This window comes from Calyptranema fuscum S582 (assembly GCF_055793305.1).
Map to the genome: position 1 here is coordinate 1 of NZ_JBSLYH010000010.1, position 16,680 is coordinate 16,680.

At 48.7% G+C, this 16,680-nt stretch carries 12 protein-coding genes; 9 read left to right on the top strand and 3 right to left on the bottom strand.

Going from position 1 to position 16,680, the window contains the following annotated elements; translation table 11 throughout:
- On the top strand, positions 1-1,355 hold a 1,355-nt coding region (locus ACR6Z4_RS09035), incomplete at its 5' end, for a CHAT domain-containing protein (RefSeq protein ID WP_479716926.1).
- Between the two features lie 200 nt (positions 1,356-1,555).
- On the opposite strand, the gene ACR6Z4_RS09040 is transcribed toward ACR6Z4_RS09035, so the two are convergent.
- Positions 1,556-2,005, bottom strand: a complete 450-nt coding sequence (locus ACR6Z4_RS09040; RefSeq protein WP_479716927.1) for a tetratricopeptide repeat protein — start codon at positions 2,003-2,005, stop codon at positions 1,556-1,558.
- A gap of 1,067 nt (positions 2,006-3,072) precedes the next feature.
- On the opposite strand from ACR6Z4_RS09040, the gene ACR6Z4_RS09045 reads away from it, so the two are divergent.
- From ACR6Z4_RS09045 to ACR6Z4_RS09075, 7 genes are all read left to right on the top strand, one after another.
- Positions 3,073-8,193: an nSTAND1 domain-containing NTPase gene (locus tag ACR6Z4_RS09045; RefSeq protein WP_479716928.1), complete on the top strand. Its 5,121-nt coding sequence runs from the start codon at positions 3,073-3,075 to the stop codon at positions 8,191-8,193.
- Positions 8,194-8,337: 144 nt separating this feature from the next.
- On the top strand, positions 8,338-9,435 hold the full coding sequence (locus ACR6Z4_RS09050; RefSeq protein ID WP_479716929.1) for a Gfo/Idh/MocA family protein: 1,098 nt from the start codon (positions 8,338-8,340) through the stop codon (positions 9,433-9,435).
- 97 nt (positions 9,436-9,532) lie between these two features.
- The gene (locus ACR6Z4_RS09055) at positions 9,533-9,961 is read left to right on the top strand and encodes a hypothetical protein (protein ID WP_479716930.1); all 429 of its coding nucleotides are present in this window, start codon (positions 9,533-9,535) and stop codon (positions 9,959-9,961) included.
- An 80-nt stretch (positions 9,962-10,041) separates the two neighbouring features.
- Positions 10,042-12,093: an NACHT domain-containing protein gene (locus tag ACR6Z4_RS09060; protein ID WP_479716931.1), complete on the top strand. Its 2,052-nt coding sequence runs from the start codon at positions 10,042-10,044 to the stop codon at positions 12,091-12,093.
- Positions 12,094-12,205: 112 nt separating this feature from the next.
- Entirely contained in the window at positions 12,206-13,294 is a 1,089-nt protein-coding gene (locus ACR6Z4_RS09065) for a metal ABC transporter solute-binding protein, Zn/Mn family (RefSeq protein WP_479716932.1), read from the top strand.
- Positions 13,295-13,452: 158 nt separating this feature from the next.
- Positions 13,453-14,214, top strand: a complete 762-nt coding sequence (locus tag ACR6Z4_RS09070) for a metal ABC transporter ATP-binding protein (RefSeq protein ID WP_479716933.1) — start codon at positions 13,453-13,455, stop codon at positions 14,212-14,214.
- A 95-nt stretch (positions 14,215-14,309) separates the two neighbouring features.
- Positions 14,310-15,161: a metal ABC transporter permease gene (locus ACR6Z4_RS09075; RefSeq protein WP_479716934.1), complete on the top strand. Its 852-nt coding sequence runs from the start codon at positions 14,310-14,312 to the stop codon at positions 15,159-15,161.
- A gap of 57 nt (positions 15,162-15,218) precedes the next feature.
- Here ACR6Z4_RS09075 and ACR6Z4_RS09080 read toward each other — a convergent pair whose 3' ends face one another.
- Positions 15,219-15,587 (bottom strand): winged helix-turn-helix transcriptional regulator, encoded by a 369-nt coding sequence (locus ACR6Z4_RS09080; protein ID WP_479716935.1) that lies wholly within the window; start codon positions 15,585-15,587, stop codon positions 15,219-15,221.
- Positions 15,588-15,688: 101 nt separating this feature from the next.
- On the opposite strand from ACR6Z4_RS09080, the gene ACR6Z4_RS09085 reads away from it, so the two are divergent.
- Complete coding sequence (locus ACR6Z4_RS09085) at positions 15,689-16,165, top strand: cupin domain-containing protein (protein WP_479716936.1); 477 nt, start codon at positions 15,689-15,691, stop codon at positions 16,163-16,165.
- On the opposite strand, the gene ACR6Z4_RS09090 is transcribed toward ACR6Z4_RS09085, so the two are convergent.
- Positions 16,162-16,659, bottom strand: a complete 498-nt coding sequence (locus ACR6Z4_RS09090; protein ID WP_479716937.1) for a hypothetical protein — start codon at positions 16,657-16,659, stop codon at positions 16,162-16,164. The two genes, ACR6Z4_RS09085 and ACR6Z4_RS09090, sit on opposite strands and share 4 nt — an antisense overlap.
- Between the last annotated feature and the right edge of the window lie 21 nt (positions 16,660-16,680).

Consider the following 16,680-nt stretch of genomic DNA (forward strand, 5'->3'; position numbering starts at 1 on the left):
CCACACCCACACCCACACCCATCCCCAATGATCCACGGATCGATACCCCGCCTCCCGTCCTGCCGCCACCAACGTTGATCGATACCACCGACACCATCGATACCAACGTCACAACTCTGGAAGACGGATTGACTGGAGAGTATACGACTTATCTGGGCGTGGCAGAACCTCCGATCAAAACCCTGGATGATGCCAGAGATATTGCCAGAGAAATCGAAGACGCGACCGGAGCGAGACCCGCCTTTATTTACATCAACTTTGTTCCGGCGACACTTGGTTTAGACGAAAATCCAGCGCCTCAAGATACAGATCAACTGGAGTTGGTCGTTGTCACGGCGAGAGGCGAGTTAATCCGCATCCGGGTTTCCGATGCCACAAGGGCTACCGTATTGGCGATCGCGAATGAGTTTCGTAGTGAAATCACCAATCCCAGACGCACCTTAACCACTACCTATTTACCCTCTGCCCAACAACTGTATCAATGGCTGATTGCCCCAATTCAGTCAGAGCTGCAAGCCAGACAAATTACCAATCTGGTGTTTTTGCCACCCACGGGGTTGCGATCGCTTCCCTTTGCGGCACTGCACGACGGGCAACAATTCTTAGTCGAGCACTATAGCATCGGCTTAATGCCCAGCCTCAGTCTGACGGATACGCGCTATGTCGATATCCGCAATTCTCAAATTCTGGCATTAGGCATATCGGAAGGCGTGCAAGGGCAGGTGCCTTTACCCTCCGTTCCTTTAGAAATTTCCACATTGGTGCTCGACCTATGGAAAGGCGGCAGAATCTTTTTGAACCAGACGGCGACGCTAGATAACTTGCGTGAAATTCGTCAAGAACAGCCCTTTGGCATTATCCATATGGCAACCCATGCCGACTTTGTTCCCGGTACGGCTGACAATTCCTATATCCAACTATGGGATCGAAAATTGCATATGGATCAAATCCGGCAATTGGGATGGAGCGATCCGCCGGTAGAAATGTTGGTGCTGAGTGCCTGCCGCACAGCGTTGGGAGATGAACAGGCTGAACTGGGCTTTGCCGGAATGGCAGTGCAAACGGGGGTCAAAACAGCGATCGCCAGTTTGTGGTATGTCAGTGATGCCGCTACATCTGCCCTGATGACCGAGTTTTATCAGTCGTTGAGCCAGGCTCCTATTAAAGCCGAAGCACTCCGAGCCGCCCAGCTCGCCATGATCAGAGGGCAAATCTACGTCGAAAATAATCAATTGCAGGGTTTAACGACGGTAGGAAACTTACCACTGCCCAACAGCAGTCTTGCCGATGGAGAACAAAAACTTTCACACCCCTACTATTGGGCAGCCTTTACCATCGTGGGCAATCCCTGGTAATGCGCTATCGTGCTTTGCGCTCCAACCTGACACGGCTGGATCCCGCGATGAAATTTAGTGGGAGTACCGCACGGCGTGCGGTACTCCCACTAAATTTCATCACCCAAATCAGCAACGCCGCAATTCCCAATGGCGTCACAGACAAGCTGTTGAGAGAGCCGCGCTCTGCGCGGCTCTCTCAACAGCCGTACTCTATTCCCTTAACGGCAGGTAAAACTACGATTTTGATTGACCGACAAAAAAGCCGCTCTCAAACGCGAGATCAATTTTCGTTTAATCTTGCTTAAACCTGGGTTGCGGCGTACACCCAACGCTTTGTCATAGCAGGCATAGGCTTCGTCGTACCGCTTGAGCTGCTGTAACGCCGCCCCTTTAAATATCCAGGCTTCCGTGTTTTTGGGTTCAAGCTCGATCGCGCGATCGCAACTCTCTAACGCCTCCTGATATCGACCCAGATGAATTAACTCTGCGCCTCGAAATACCCAAGCGGCACAGTAAACCGGCTGAAGCTGTACAGCTCGATTAAAACAAGCTAAAGCTTCTGCATGACGACCCGCGTTAGCCAATTCATCACCCTTTTCATACCAAGCAGTGCTATCCGCAGGATTAGTGTTCAGGGTTTGATCCAATTCCGTAAAAGATTTGTGCATGGTGTAGTGATCGTTGAATGGAGCGATAATGTGCACCCTGAGAGTCGAACTGTGCCGAGCTATAGCGGTAGCTCGTTGGCTTAGCCGAGTCAACCTGATCTAGGAGTTTGGCTGAAAAGTAGCGTTGCGAACCCACCAAAACGCGATCGCAGATTTAATCTTGAAAGACACCCTGTGCTAAACCTAGCTGTTGCCTGCGATCGCTAATTCCGTCATCAAATTGTTATTTGAGTCGGATCTGGGCATCCAATTGACCCCAGCTTCCGTAACTGTACTTGAATAGTAACGCTTGTCTTCATTGAATTAATATTTTCTTTAAATCTATTTACGTTATTCTCTGTCCAAATCAGTAATCTCACCCAAAATACGTTGAAATTGCCCCTTGCTGCCGAGGTTTAACAGGGTAATTACGTATTTATACTTCATGATCCGTTAGCAGCCGGAATGAAAAATTCGGTAATTTAACGCAGAAAACACTAATTTTAAGTTCCTGAAATTTACTAATTAGGCATTAATTAATAGAAGCTTTACAAACATATTTAGGAAATAGTGAAATGAGGGCTCTCACCCCTATCACCACAAGTTTGTGATTCGATTATCTTTCTTATTGAGGGGCTAATAAATCCGTTTCTCAATTCTGCATATTTTGCTTAGAACGCAATTTAAAAGGCAAAGCTATTGATTTCGTGGCACTGCTTCAAAAACATGAAAAAACCTGTTGAGCTAGCTTCGAAATAGTTTGCTATGAATCAGACAGTAAGCCTTTTGGCTTTTTGTTTTTTACTAAATTTTCTTAAAAAGCGTAAGTGATTAATACTCGACTTAGCTTTTTTAGAAGAGTCATTCTATCAGAGGTTCATCGATTAGAAGACGCTAATTTGCGCCAACTATAGAGATGGGCTAATTTTTCTGCGCTGATAATTATTGGCGTTTGAATTCGACCGAAATCAGATGCTTAAGGTTTTAATTTAGCGGTATTAAATTCCATCGCCGTTCAAAATCAATCGAGCCAAATTGGGAATCAATCGTATTAAACAGCAACCATAGTCGGGTGAGGTGATGTATCAATGTTACGAGATGCCCTGGCAGTAGGGATTAATACTTATCAATATTTGCCGGGTTTACAGGCACCTGCTCATGATGCTGAAGCGATCGCTCAGCAACTACATACCTATGGAGAGTTTCGGGTTCATCGTCTACCGGAAGTTATCCAATCGGGTCAACCGCAGGTCGGTAAAAAAACACACGTGACATTGAAGGAGCTTGAGACGGCGCTGGTCAAGTTATTTAAACCCCAGGGCACTCATGTTCCGCATACGGCGCTGTTTTATTTTTCTGGGCATGGAATTCAAAAAGATGCCGGAATTCGAGAGGGCTATCTCGCCGTCAGCGACTCCAATCCCGATACAGGGTTTTATGGGTTGTCGTTGTTCTGGTTGCGGCGGTTGTTGCAAGAAAGCCCGGTACGCCAGCGGATTATCTGGCTCGATTGTTGCCATAGTGGGGAGTTGCTCAATTTCTTAGAAGCGGATCCGGGTGCGAACTCTGGCACCGATCGCCTGTTTATGGCAGCGTCTAGAGAATATGAGTTTGCCTACGAGTCGTTAGAGAGTCCCTACAGCGTCTTTACCCAGGCAATTTTGCAAGGTCTCGATCCAAAGCGGGTCGAAACCGGGGTGATCACCAATTATTCGCTGACCGATTGGGTCAGCCATTCACTCAAGGGCGAAATCCAGCAACCCCTGTTTGAAAATTCGGGCAGCGAAATCATTTTGACCCGGCAGACAGGTCTGGTGTCTCAGCCTCAACGCCCTAAAACTCAAGATATCTGTCCCTACCGGGGCTTGGAATTTTTTGATGAAGCCCATGCCGAGTATTTTTTTGGTCGAGAAACACTCACCGATCAACTGATTACAAAGCTCCGCACCGATCAATTTGTGGCGGTGGTCGGAGCCTCGGGTAGCGGCAAATCGTCTCTGGTGCGGGCAGGGTTGATTTGGGAATTGCGAGGCGGACAAAAGTTTTCGGGTAGCGATCGCTGGCGAATTAAACTGATTACGCCAACCGAGCATCCGTTGAGAAGTTTGGCAGCCTCCTTCATTGACCCCGATCTAAGCGCTTTAGAAAAAGCCGAACAGTTGCGCCGTGCCGAAGTATTTCTTCAGAATGGTGCGGTTGGATTTGCCCAACTGGTGCGTGCCAGTCTGCCAGCGGCAACCAGCATTTCGAGCCTCAATGCGGCGGATAGCCCCCGCTATTTGCTGGTCATCGACCAGTTTGAAGAAGTGTTTACCCTCTGTCAGGGACCACGGGCAGAGCGAGAGCGGCAACAATTTTTCGATTGTTTGCTCAAAGCCTTGCCGCTGGTGGGTGATCTGCTGCGCGTGGTAATTGTCTTGCGGGCAGATTTCTTTGCCAAATGTTCGCTCTACGACGCTCTGGTTCAACACATTCAACAAAGTCTGGTGGTTGTCACACCGCTGACCTACGAGCAAATTAAAGCAACAATTGTACGTCCGGCAGAAAAAGTTGGGTTAGTCTGCGAACCCAATCTGATCTACACGATGTTGCTAGATGTTATTGGCGCACCTGGGGAATTGCCGCTGTTGCAATACACCCTTTTAGAACTGTGGCAACGACGCCAGATTGACCCGGAAACCGAAATAGCCCGCCTTGCGCTGGATACCTATAACGAGTTAGGCGGGGTGCGAGGGACGCTGCAAACCCGTGCAACTCAAATTTTTTATGAACTCACCGCTGAAGAACAGGTTGTCGCAAAACGAATTTTTTTGGCATTAACTCAGTTGGGCGATGGCACAGAAGACACACGCCGACGGGTATCTAAAGCTGAGTTGGTCAGCTCGGTGTTTGGGCATGGGTTAGTCGAACGCACGCTGGAAAAGCTAGTAGCGGCAAAATTAGTCATTACCAACCAGGACAGTCGCACCACCTCTGATGCCGCAGGTGATGCAACGGTGCTGTACCCGGATATGAAAGCATCGCTATCAACGCGCCCGTCGGGTGAAACGATTGATGTGGCGCACGAGGCATTAATTCGCAATTGGGAACTTTTGCGCAGTTGGCTGGATGAAAATCGAGAAATGTTGCGTCGCCTCCGCCAGATTGAGCGGGCTGCCCAAGAATGGCAGAATGCCGGACAGCCGTCAGGTGTGGAATATTTGTTGCGGGGTGGGCGATTAGTTGATGCGGAAGATTTTATTTATACCTATCCCCATGAACTTTCGGAATTGGCTCAAAATTATATTGAAATCAGCCGCAACGAAAATCAGTCGGCAAAACGTGAATCTCGGTTATTACAAATTGCGGTGCCGTCGGTGTTGTTGATTGCGCTGATGACGACGTTTAATCAATATCGCAATATCTCGCAGACCCAAGCCCAGCAAGATTATCAACTTCAGGTGGCGACATCCCGAGAGCGAGCGGCGATCGCCCAGGCGATTTTGCAAGAACCGCAGAGTGACCCGACCACTGCCCTACTCATCAGTCGGTTTGCTGCCGAACAAACCGAGCCAACCTACGAGGCGCAATCCAGTTTACGGGCAGCCTTGCAGGCATTGCGGTTGCAAGCGGAGTTCAAAGGTCATCAGGGCGATCTGACACAGATCCGGTTTAGTGCCGACCAAAAATATATTGCGACAGCCAATCAAGCGGGCATCATTCAAATCTGGTCGTTAACGGGTCGTGCCATCTATACCAACGGGGTTGAACCTACCAGGGTCTTTTCCTGGAATCCTCCGGCAACCGCCGTACAAACTCTGTCAACCGAGACTCCCTCAACCAAAACAGAGTCCAATTTAGCCAGTGAGCAAACCGATGAAGCAGATGAACCCGATGAATCTGTAGCCGCCCCCGTTGAGATTGCAGATCTGGCTATTAGTCCGGGGGGAGAGTGGGTAGCCGCGATCGCCAAAGATTCAACTCAGGTTAAAGTATGGTCCATCACATCGGGGCAGCAAGCCTATTTATTAGAACTGACCAAACCTGTCACTCAGGTTGCGTTTAGTCCCGATGGAGAATGGATTGTCACAGCTAGCGCTGACCAAACGATATCGATTTGGGGTGCCCGTACCGGACAGTTGCAAACCCATCTGACCACGACAGCAGCCATCAAAACCCTGCAATTTAGTAACTATAGTGGTGTGTTACTGGTGGGTGGCGATCGCACGGTTCAACTCTGGCGCGTGGTATCACAACCCAGTTCATCCGATAGCCCGACCCTTAAGCTAGAACCGCTGCCCTCGATGCCTCACTCTGCCCAGATCAACAGCATCAGCGTTAGCCCCAGTGGTCAATGGCTCGTGACAGCGGGTGAAGATGGTTTGACCCGATTGTGGAATACCACCACTGGAAAAATGCAGCGAGTGTTTGCCATAAATGCGGCAGCTCATGGGATGCCTACGGCAACGACAGCGACGTTATCCGATGGATCTGTGTCCGGTCGTGTGCCTGCCTTGCGATCGCTGATCAGCCCCGATGAAAAAACGGTTGCTACAGTAGACGGTCAGCACCAGGTCTGGTTTTGGGATCTGGCGACAGGACAGTTGAAACGAACCTTGCCCATGCAGGAACAGATTACCAACGGCGTTTCTAATAACGTTGCTGGCAACGTTTTCAGTAGCGTTTCCAATAACGTTAAAAATGACGTAGAAGCGATCGCATTTAGTCCTGATAGCCGTCTTGTAATTTTGGCAAGTCCCAATCAATCTCAGGCAGATGGCTTGTATGAAGCCTCGCTGTGGAATGTGCAAAGTGGTCACAAAGTCGGAGTGTTACAAGGGCATGCGAAAGAAATTGTTGCCACAGAATTTAGCCCAGATGGAACTTATACCCTCACCGCCAGCCGTGATGGGGCAGTGCGATTGTGGTCAACCACGATGGGGGGTGAATTGCCGACCCTTACCATGTCAGATGCGCCCATTCGCTGGCTGGCATTTGTGCAGCCCAATGCCGATCACGAAGCCAATGCCCCCAGTAAGATGGAGCTAGCGATCGCCAATTTAGTTACCGTCAGTGCCAACGGGCAATTGCAACAATGGCAATGGCAAAGCCATACTGCCCTGGATGTTGCCCCGATCTCTCCCGTGACAGACGTCTCTAGTTTATTGATTGACGATCAGGGGCAACAGGACAATCCACTTCGACCCGTTTTAGATTTACTCCAGTCGGTGTCGCAAAAGATTAACCCCGGTCAGTCGATTCTCGATAATCCCTATGCGTTTGCACCGTCGCTAGAGCAACCCACCAACCTAGAAGAGCCACCACCCGTTGATTCGTTGTCTTACCCAACCACCATTACGTCGCGGGGGGAAATTGTCTCAACGGCATTTAGTGGAGACGGTCATCGGCTGGCAACGGCAACCCAAGATGCTCAAATCGCCCTCTACCAATATCAGGCTGATCATCGGTTGCAATTGGTGCATCAATGGCAGGTGTCAACGGATCGGCTAATCTCCATCCGCCAACTGAGCTTTAGTCCTGACGGAAAGCAGCTATTGGGCATTGGTGATGATGCGATCGCCTATTTATGGGATGCGCAAACTGGACAACGACAGCATTCGCTGCAAGGGCACCAGGGTGCCATTCATACGGCTCGATTTAGCCCCGATGGTCGTTGGGTGATTACGGCAGGAGCCGACCACACGGCTCGAATTTGGGATGCGCGTTCGGGGGCGGAAGTGCATACCCTCAACCAGGCTCAATCCGTTACCAGCGCCAGTTTTAGCCCCAACGGACAATCGGTATTAACCACCAGCCAAGATGGCAATACAAAAATTTTAGATTGGAAAACAGGACAATTGCAGCTGGTGTTGCCTGAACAAACGGTAGGGCTAATTGATGCGCAATATAGCCCCAACGGCAAGTTGATTGCGACTGTTAGCACTGACAATATTGTGCATTTGTGGAATGTCCAGATGGGCATCGAACAGGCTCAGCTCAATCCGACCAATGAAAAAGGGGATGCCTTACGGATTCAGCAAGTCTTTTTTACGCCCGATAGTCGTTATGTTGCCACCCTGACGCAAAATGGCGAAGTGCAGCTCTGGGCAGCAACCTGGGAAGCTTTGTTGAAATTGGCACGCGATCGCACCCCCCGTCAACTGACTCCCGACGAATGTAGCCGTTATTTGCGGTTACCCGCAGCCGATTGCCCAAAGTTTGAAGGGTAACTGTAGATAGCAAGTTGCCATCAAGTAGTGTACAGATTATTTTTTGAAAGCCATGCGGAGCATGGCTTTCAAAAAATAATGTAACTTTAGCCAAGCGCGAAGCACTATAAAATGTGTGGGCAGAATGATGTGCAGGGGTGATTCATGGTTCAGTCTCCTATTGGGGTCGCCGTAGTTGGCACCGGATTTGGGCAAAAAATTCATATTCCTGGGTTGCAGATTCATCATCGGACGCAGGTCGTTGCCGTGCATCATCGAGATTTAGAAACCGCCAGGGCGATCGCCCAAACCCACACTATTCCTCATGCCTGTCAGACGATTGAGGAACTGGTGGCACTGCCAGAGGTGCAAGCCGTCAGCATTTCTACCCCGCCGTTTTTGCATTACGACATGGCAAAGACCGTCTTACAAGCGGGCAAACATTTATTGTTAGAAAAACCGACGACTCTGATCGCCCAGGAAGCCATTGAGTTACAGCAATTGGCGATCGCTCACAATGCCATCACGACGATGGATTTTGAGTTTCGGTTTGTGCCGGCATGGCAACACTTAGCCGAGCTGTTGGCTGAAGGATTTGTCGGACAAAAGCGATTAATTAAAATCGATTGGCTGGTGGCAGGTCGTGCCGATGCCAGCCGTCCCTGGAACTGGTATGCCCGCAAAGATCAGGGCGGGGGTGCATTAGGGGCGATCGGTTCCCATGTATTTGATTACATCCGTTGGTTATTTGGGCCCGTGAAACGGTTGTGCGGTCGCCTCAGCACAGCGATCGCCACTCGCCCTGACCCGATCACAGGGGAAGCGAAACCTGTTGATGCCGATGATACGGTTAGCCTGATGCTAGAAGTGGCAGATGGTACGCCCTGTCAGGTGTTGCTCAGTGCCGTCACTTACCAGGGGCGCGGACATTGGGTCGAAGTCTATGGCGATCGCGGCACGCTGATCTTGGGCAGCGACCACCAGACGGATTATGTACATGGCTTCAAGCTCTGGGCAAGCCAACCTGGCTCCCCTGCCGTCGAGGTCGAAATTCCAGAGCGACTGGCATTCCCCAAAACCTATGCCGATGGTCGCCTTGCCCCCTTCATTCGCGTGGTCGATCACTGGGTAAATAGTATTGATCAGGGAGTTTCTGCAACGCCGTCACTCCAGGAAGGCATCGATTCGCAATTGCTGATGGATCTGACCCACCAATCGAATGAATCGGGTCAATGGGTCGATGTGCCAGAGGTTAGGAATTAAGGATCAGGTAGAGACGCGATGAATCGCGTCTCTACCTGATCGTGTTTATTATGAATGAGGCGATCGCCCTTCGCCCTTACATTCCACAGGTAAACCTATGACCTCTGATGCGTCTTCTCCCAATATCACTCAAAGCATTGGCACCAACACCGGATCTGTAAACGCTGTCGCAGCTGGACGAGATGCGATCGTGACACAACAAACCACCCAGGCAGCCACCGTCGCCTTGACCCAAGATCAGGCAGTTGAACTGCTCCAGCACATCTTGACGTTGATCAAAACGGCTGAGTTACCAGATGAGGCACTGGCAGAAGCCGAGAGCTATGCCCAATTAGCCCAAACAGAAGCCAAAAAACCTGAACCCAACAAATCACGCATTGTTGGCAACCTGGAAGGAGCTACCGACCTGATCAAAAAACTCAGCGGCACCACCGACGCTGCTAAAGACCTGATCATCAAACTCAAAGACCCCATGCTGAAACTGGCGGGGTGGCTGGGCGTTGCTGCTGTCCATTTTTTCGGTTAAGGTTTTGCTATCGAAAATATTTTAGATCCCCGGCATCTTGCAGATGCCGGGGATCTTGAGCCTTTGCTGACCCAACTGATATGACCGACCCCACTGACCCTATACCTGCACCGCAAACTATCGATCAGACGGTTGGTACCAACCAGGGCGAGATCCAGGCAGTCTCAGCAGGGCGAGATGCTAATGTCATCCAAAAACTGGTAATCGAAGCACTAAATGTTTTTGGTAAGTCAGACTCTCAGCCCTCAGGCGAAACCACTCGACCCCGCGAAGAAAAGCTTTTACTCATCCAGGTCAAAAACGAAGTCCACTCGCGACTGAAGCAATCGCTACACAATGCCGTTTTAATTAACCTGCATAAAGAACAACAACCGCAACAGGTGAAACGCCCCTGGGATGCCGATATCAAAATTGGCGGTGGACCTGCCGAACCCCTGCCGGACGACACCTCAATTGTGCAGGTATTTGATCGAGAGGATGTTAGCGGCAAGTTACTGATTTTGGGGTCACCAGGTTCGGGTAAAACCACGACAATGCTGGATCTAGCAAAAGCTTTACTGATACGAGCAGATCGTCAGTCAGAATATCCAGTACCAGTTTTATTTAATCTTTCAACATGGAAAGATGATCGACAAAATATTTTTGATTGGTTGCTAGAAGAGCTCAAATCAAAGTATAAAATCTCAAAACGCATCGGTAAAAGTTGGATCCTAGAAAAACGTTTATTACCAATGCTAGATGGACTTGATGAATTACAAAGTCATCGACAAAGACTTTGCGTACAAGCAATTAATCATTTTTTATCATTAGAGTACTGTCCACAATACCTCCTAATTTGCAGTCGATGGGAAGAATACAATTTTCACAGAACATCTCTTAATTTGAACAATTCAGTCCATCTAAAAGAGCTTAAAAATGATCAGATTCAAATCTACTTAGATAAGATAAATCGTTCAGATTTATGGAAAGTATTAAGCCAAGATTCTTCCTTATTACAAATGGTAAGAACTCCACTATGGTTAAGTATTTTAATATTGTCAGAACGAGAAATAGGGAATGAAAATTGGAGATATTTAACGACTACCGAAGCACGTATATTAAATTTATTAGAATCATATATTCAATGCATGTTAACTAGAGAGATTAATACTCATCAATACCCACAAGAATATCAGCCAACCAGACGTCAAACAAAAAAATGGTTAAGTTACTTAGCTAGAAAAATGGGAGAGGAATATGAAACGGAATTTCTAATTGAATACATTCAACCCATTTGGCTCTCAGAGCGCTACACTAAACGCATTTATAAAAGCTTAAACAGCTTATTTTTTGGTTCATTCATAGGACTTTTCCTGACTTTATTTATATATTTATTTTTAGGTAACTCTTTTGGGTTTGCCGTCCCCATAATTAGTTTTATACTAGGGCTATTAATAGGAGTTAGTACTGAGTTTAATAAATCAATTACATTAGTAGATACTTTAAAGTGGTCTTGGCAAAGTTTTAGAATTGGTTGTCGTGAAGGAATAGATAAAGGATTACAGTTTTCAATAAAAGTTGCATTGATTGAAAGGTCAGAAAATAGCTATATCTTCTTCAGAAGCAAGCTGCATAAATTCTGGCATCGCTTTCGTAAAATTATTTGGTCAATATGGACAGCCATATGGTTAGCCATAGGATTGTTATCCGGGGTTTTAATCGGTATATTTATTGGTTCTATAAAAGGTTTGACCAACGAATCAGATATAGAGAACAGAATGATTCCTAATCAAGGAATTTGGAGTTCCGCCAACAATATTATTGGTTTTATTATTGCATGGGTAATAATATCAGGATTGACTTTAGGACTAGCAAATAAGCTTATTTTTAATTCACCTGAAAGTTTCATTACAGGATTCTTAAGTGGGGCAAGTCTGGGAGTAGTAATAGGTATGCTTGCAGGTTTAGAAAAAGGCGGTAGAGCTTGCATTCAACATTTCACTCTCAGGGTTTTACTTTATTACAGCGGTTCTGTTCCCTGGAACTATGCCCGGTTTCTCGACTACTGCACCGATCGCCTGTTGCTTCAGCGGGTGGGCGGTCGCTATCGGTTTGTCCATAAGTTGCTGCAAGAGCATTTTGCCCAGATGTAGAGGTCAATCCTGTTAAGACGCGATCGCTGGCGTCTCTATAGATTCATCAGTTGACCCTGATAAAGATAACCATTATCATTTTTGATGACGGTTGCCTTTTGAGTGTGGAACAATGCAGAACCAATATCCCATCAATCGCTTCCTTCCCAGTTCTCCGTTGTCCCAGCGGTTGTGGCTAACGGTGATAGCGATGACCGTTTCTGCGGTTGGGCTGAGCAGTTGCACTCGCAATCCAACCGCAGCAGGGCTGTCTTCCGCCCAACCTCAGACGGATGAACCACCAACCGATGAATTGGTGATCGTGACATCGACGTTACCCGTGACCAATTTCACTAAGGCAGTAGCGGGCGATCGCGCTGAGGTGACTTACCTGCTGCCTACCCATGTGGGACCCCATGACTACCAGGCAAAACCTGGAGATGTCAGGCTTTTGGCAGAAGCCGATGTGCTGGTAAAAAATGGACTGGGGATCGATGCCTATCTCGATAGTTTGGTAGACAATGCCAATAACGCAGAGTTAACGGTGATTGATACGAGCATAGGGATAGAACCGATCGCCAATGAAACGGATGAAGACCATGCTGAGTCAGAGCATTCAGATGCTGATGATCATGCTGCCGAACAGACTGCCAACCCTGAAGCGGCGGGGCATGACCATGACGACGAATTTAATCCGCATATCTGGCTTGACCCGGAGCGGGCGATCGCCCAGGTCGAACAGATTCGAGATGGCTTGATTGCGGTCGATCCAGAAGGTCAGGAAACCTACACGGCAAATGCGGCGGCTTATATTGACCAGCTCAACGCCCTGGATGACGCGATCGCCACAACTCTGCAACCTTACGCAGGCAAAGCATTTGTGACGTACCATGACTTTGCTCCCTATTTTGCTCAGCGATATCGTCTCCAGGTGGAATATTTAGTGGATGTCCCCGAAGACAACCCATCGCCGATGGATGTGCAACATGTGCTGAATGCGGCGAAGGCATCGGATTTGAAAACGTTGTTAACAGAACCGCAAGCGACTGGCAATCCATTTGAGGCTCTGGCTCAAGATCTTCAGGTTGGCATCAGTCCGTTTGACCCGATGGAAACCAGCGGGCCGGAAGGACTCGAACCCGACTATTACCTCACCGTGATGCGTCAAAATTTGGAACATCTCAAGCAGGCATTGGGTGCATCACCCGTGCGATCGCCATAACTTTGCATATGTAGCAGTACCCGCTTGAGTTAAGTACGGGGTGGGGGGGTGAACCCCCACGCAGGGGGCACCGCCCCCTGCACCCCCCTATACTTAATCAACTTGCACATTGCTATATTCAACGCTTATATTCGGCAGCAATTGGGACGGGCAGGGCAATGGAAACCATCTTAGACGTCAAGCAACTCAACGTGTATCGAGGCGATTATGCAGCGGTGCGCGATGTCTCATTTGCATTGCAAGCCCAAACCGATACGGCGTTGATTGGACCCAATGGTGCCGGGAAAAGTACGCTGGTGAAAGCCGTTCTGGGTATTTTGCCACGACAATCGGGGATGATTTCGATCTTGGGTCAACCTATGTCGGCAAAGGCTGGACGCAATTCTTATTGGCAGCAACAAATTGCCTATCTGCCGCAAAACTTTTTGTTTGATCGCAATATTCCAATGACGGTGGCAGAGGTCGTAGATCTGGGCTGGGGCAAGTCGGGCTTAAGTCTGCCCTGGCAAGCCAGAAAGCAACGGCGGCAAGCTATAGAGCGATCGCTGGCTCAAGTCAATGCCAGTTATTTGATCGATCAATCGATTAAAGGCTTGTCGGGTGGCGAAATCAAACGAGTGTTATTAGCATATTGTTTGGTGCGACCGCGCCGCTTGCTGATTTTAGACGAAGCCCCTGCCGGACTGGACTATCGCGGTGAATTAGAGTTTTATCAACTGCTCAACCAGCTCAAACTTGAACAGGGTTGGGCAATTTTACAAATCTCTCACGACTTAGATATGGTCAGTCGGCATTGCGATCAAGTGATTTGCCTGAATCGCCATATCGTTTGTCAGGGGGCACCCGAGGTTGCCCTATCGCCCGAAAACCTGATGAATGCGTATGGCCCAGAATTCACCCGCTACCGCCATTCCCACTAAATCTAGCAATCCCCAAGGGGCTGTGAGAGGCGCACCCCGATGGGGTGTGCCGCTTACCAGCCGCTTACCTGACACCTCATTTAGACCTGTTGCATATGGATGATTTGACTCGCTTGCTTGAATTATTGCAATTTCCTTTTATGCAGCGATCGCTGTTAGGCGGCGTGATTTTAGGAGTGCTAGGTGGCTTTTTGGGAAGCTTTGCTATTTTGCGGCAGCTTTCGTTCTTCAGCCACACCGTGGGTCATGCGGCACTGTTGGGCATTGTTTTGGGGGTGTTGCTCAACCTCGATCCGACTCTGACGTTGCTGCCGTTCACCGTCCTGTTTGGCTTGGGGGTGATCTACCTGATTTCGCAGACTGATCTATGGAGCGACACCATTCTCAATATCGTTTTTTCGGCATCATTGGCATCAGCCGTGATTGCGCTGAGTTTTGTGAAAAGCTACCAGGGCAACCTGATGAACTTGCTGTTTGGCGATATTTTAGCCATCCAAACCAGCGATTTGGGCTTAAGTTTGGCAGTATTACTCATCAGTGTGGTGTCCCTGGGGTTGACGCTGTGGGCACAGACGTTGCTGACATTGCACGAAGAAATGGCGAAAGCCCAGGGTGTTGCCGTGCGGCTTCACCAAACCTGGTTTATTGTCTTGCTGTCGCTGGCAGTAGCCGTGGCAATTAAAGCAGTCGGGGTGCTGTTGGTAAATGCATTTTTGGTGATCCCAGCAGCAACGGCGAAGTTGATCAGCCGAAAATTTGCGGTATTTGTCATACTATCAGCGGCGATCGGGGCGGTAAGTGCCGTGGTCGGCATTGTTTCGTCAGCTGCACTCAATATTGCATCAGGTCCCAGCATTGTCATTGCTCAGTTCAGCTTGTTTTTGATCGCTGTAATTGTGTCTCGGTTTCGCGTTCAGCCTCGCCGCAGACCCGTCACAGACTCATAGCAAGGTATTAGACCTCCGAGGTTTGCAAACCTCGGAGGTCTTGGGGAGTGCAATCCACTAGTCCATCTCAATCTGATCCTCAGAGAGTTTTGTATCAGGAATTTTCGTATCAGGAATATGCTGTAAACCCCAAACTGTAATTCCTTTTAAAATTGGGCGTAGACTCTGACCCTGTTTGGTTAAGGAGTAGTTCATCCGGCGGGAATGGTTGCTGTAGGGGTGCTTTTCAATCAATCCCATTTCTTCTAAGGCTTTGAGGCGACTGGTAAGAATATTTGAAGAAATGCCTTCGGGAGAGTCTAAAAACTCTTCAAATCGCTGTTTGTTAAAAAACATCATGTCGCGGATCACAAGCAGTGTCCAGCGATCGCCAATCAGATCGAGGGTGCAAGCAATGGGGCAGGGAGATCGTCGAATTTGCGTCACAGCCAAAACAAAATGAATCCTATCACTTGCATTTTACAAGTTATCTCTTGTATAGTGATTTTAACTTGCAACTTGCAATTTAGAAGTTAGTGAGAGTCACCATGCTTGAAACATTACTCGCCACGACCACCGGGCAACACTTTTCTGCCGTCGATTTAGGCTTGTTTTCTGGACTGCGTCAGTTTACCTTTGAAGCGCCCGAAAAATCGATCAAGGCAGATGGGAAAGTTTTTCTCAAACAATTGCTCAACCTTACCAGTGCCGAAATTTCGATCAACAGCTTGCCACCGTCCACGTCGATTCCGTTCTATCACAAGCATCAATTAAATGAAGAGGTCTATCTTTTTCTCAGCGGAGAAGGTGAGTTTCAGGTAGATAGCTCTACATTTGCTGTGCATCAGGGCACCGTGGTTCGGGTAGACCCAGAGGGAGAGCGGTGTCTGCGAAATACCTCAACCGTTGAAGATCTGCGTTGGGTTGTGGTGCAGGCACGGGCAGGGTCTTACTCAGACCATACGATTCAAGATGGGGTTGGGGTAAATCGGCAGGTCAGCTGGGTGGAAACACCGCAGGGCTAAAAATCATCGTCAAAGACGTCTTCTGAAAACGTTGAATCTGCTGCCCAGGGTGCGACTTCTTTATCGGCACAAGTATCCGTTCCCGACTCCAACCCGTAAGGATGCATGGCACAAACCAGCAGATTGCCGCCATAGATTCGCCCATGGTAATGACGACATCCGACACAAACGGGGTGCTGTTCTGGTAAAGGGTGCAGGGTTGGATCGTTGAGTTCCGCCATTTCCGGGAACACATCTGGGAACAGATCAGGAAACGGCAGTTCTGGTGGCAGAAACGTTTGGGCAAACAGCTCGATCTGCTGGAGGAACTGCGTATCAAGCTGATGGAGTGAAGGGGCGATCGCCTCCTGGACTTGCTCCGCCACGTCTTCAGAAAAGTCTAACAACGCATCCAGTGCGTCACCCATTTCTCTGGAGACATCCAGCACAAACCGTTCGGCATCATCCACTGCCGTCTCCCAAAATTTGATCCATTCCTGTTGCCAGTCGTCCATTGATCCAGTCGCAATTCTTAA

Excerpts from the sequence above, each read along its gene's own strand:
- ACR6Z4_RS09065 (WP_479716932.1), top strand. The coding sequence starts at position 12,206 with ATGCAGAACCAATATCCCATCAATCGCTTCCTTCCCAGTTCTCCGTTG.
- ACR6Z4_RS09085 (WP_479716936.1), top strand. The coding sequence starts at position 15,689 with ATGCTTGAAACATTACTCGCCACGACCACCGGGCAACACTTTTCTGCC.
- ACR6Z4_RS09040 (WP_479716927.1), bottom strand. The coding sequence starts at position 2,005 with ATGCACAAATCTTTTACGGAATTGGATCAAACCCTGAACACTAATCCT.
- ACR6Z4_RS09045 (WP_479716928.1), top strand. The coding sequence starts at position 3,073 with ATGTTACGAGATGCCCTGGCAGTAGGGATTAATACTTATCAATATTTG.
- ACR6Z4_RS09075 (WP_479716934.1), top strand. The coding sequence starts at position 14,310 with ATGGATGATTTGACTCGCTTGCTTGAATTATTGCAATTTCCTTTTATG.
- ACR6Z4_RS09090 (WP_479716937.1), bottom strand. The coding sequence starts at position 16,659 with ATGGACGACTGGCAACAGGAATGGATCAAATTTTGGGAGACGGCAGTG.
- ACR6Z4_RS09055 (WP_479716930.1), top strand. The coding sequence starts at position 9,533 with ATGACCTCTGATGCGTCTTCTCCCAATATCACTCAAAGCATTGGCACC.
- ACR6Z4_RS09070 (WP_479716933.1), top strand. The coding sequence starts at position 13,453 with ATGGAAACCATCTTAGACGTCAAGCAACTCAACGTGTATCGAGGCGAT.
- ACR6Z4_RS09050 (WP_479716929.1), top strand. The coding sequence starts at position 8,338 with ATGGTTCAGTCTCCTATTGGGGTCGCCGTAGTTGGCACCGGATTTGGG.
- ACR6Z4_RS09060 (WP_479716931.1), top strand. The coding sequence starts at position 10,042 with ATGACCGACCCCACTGACCCTATACCTGCACCGCAAACTATCGATCAG.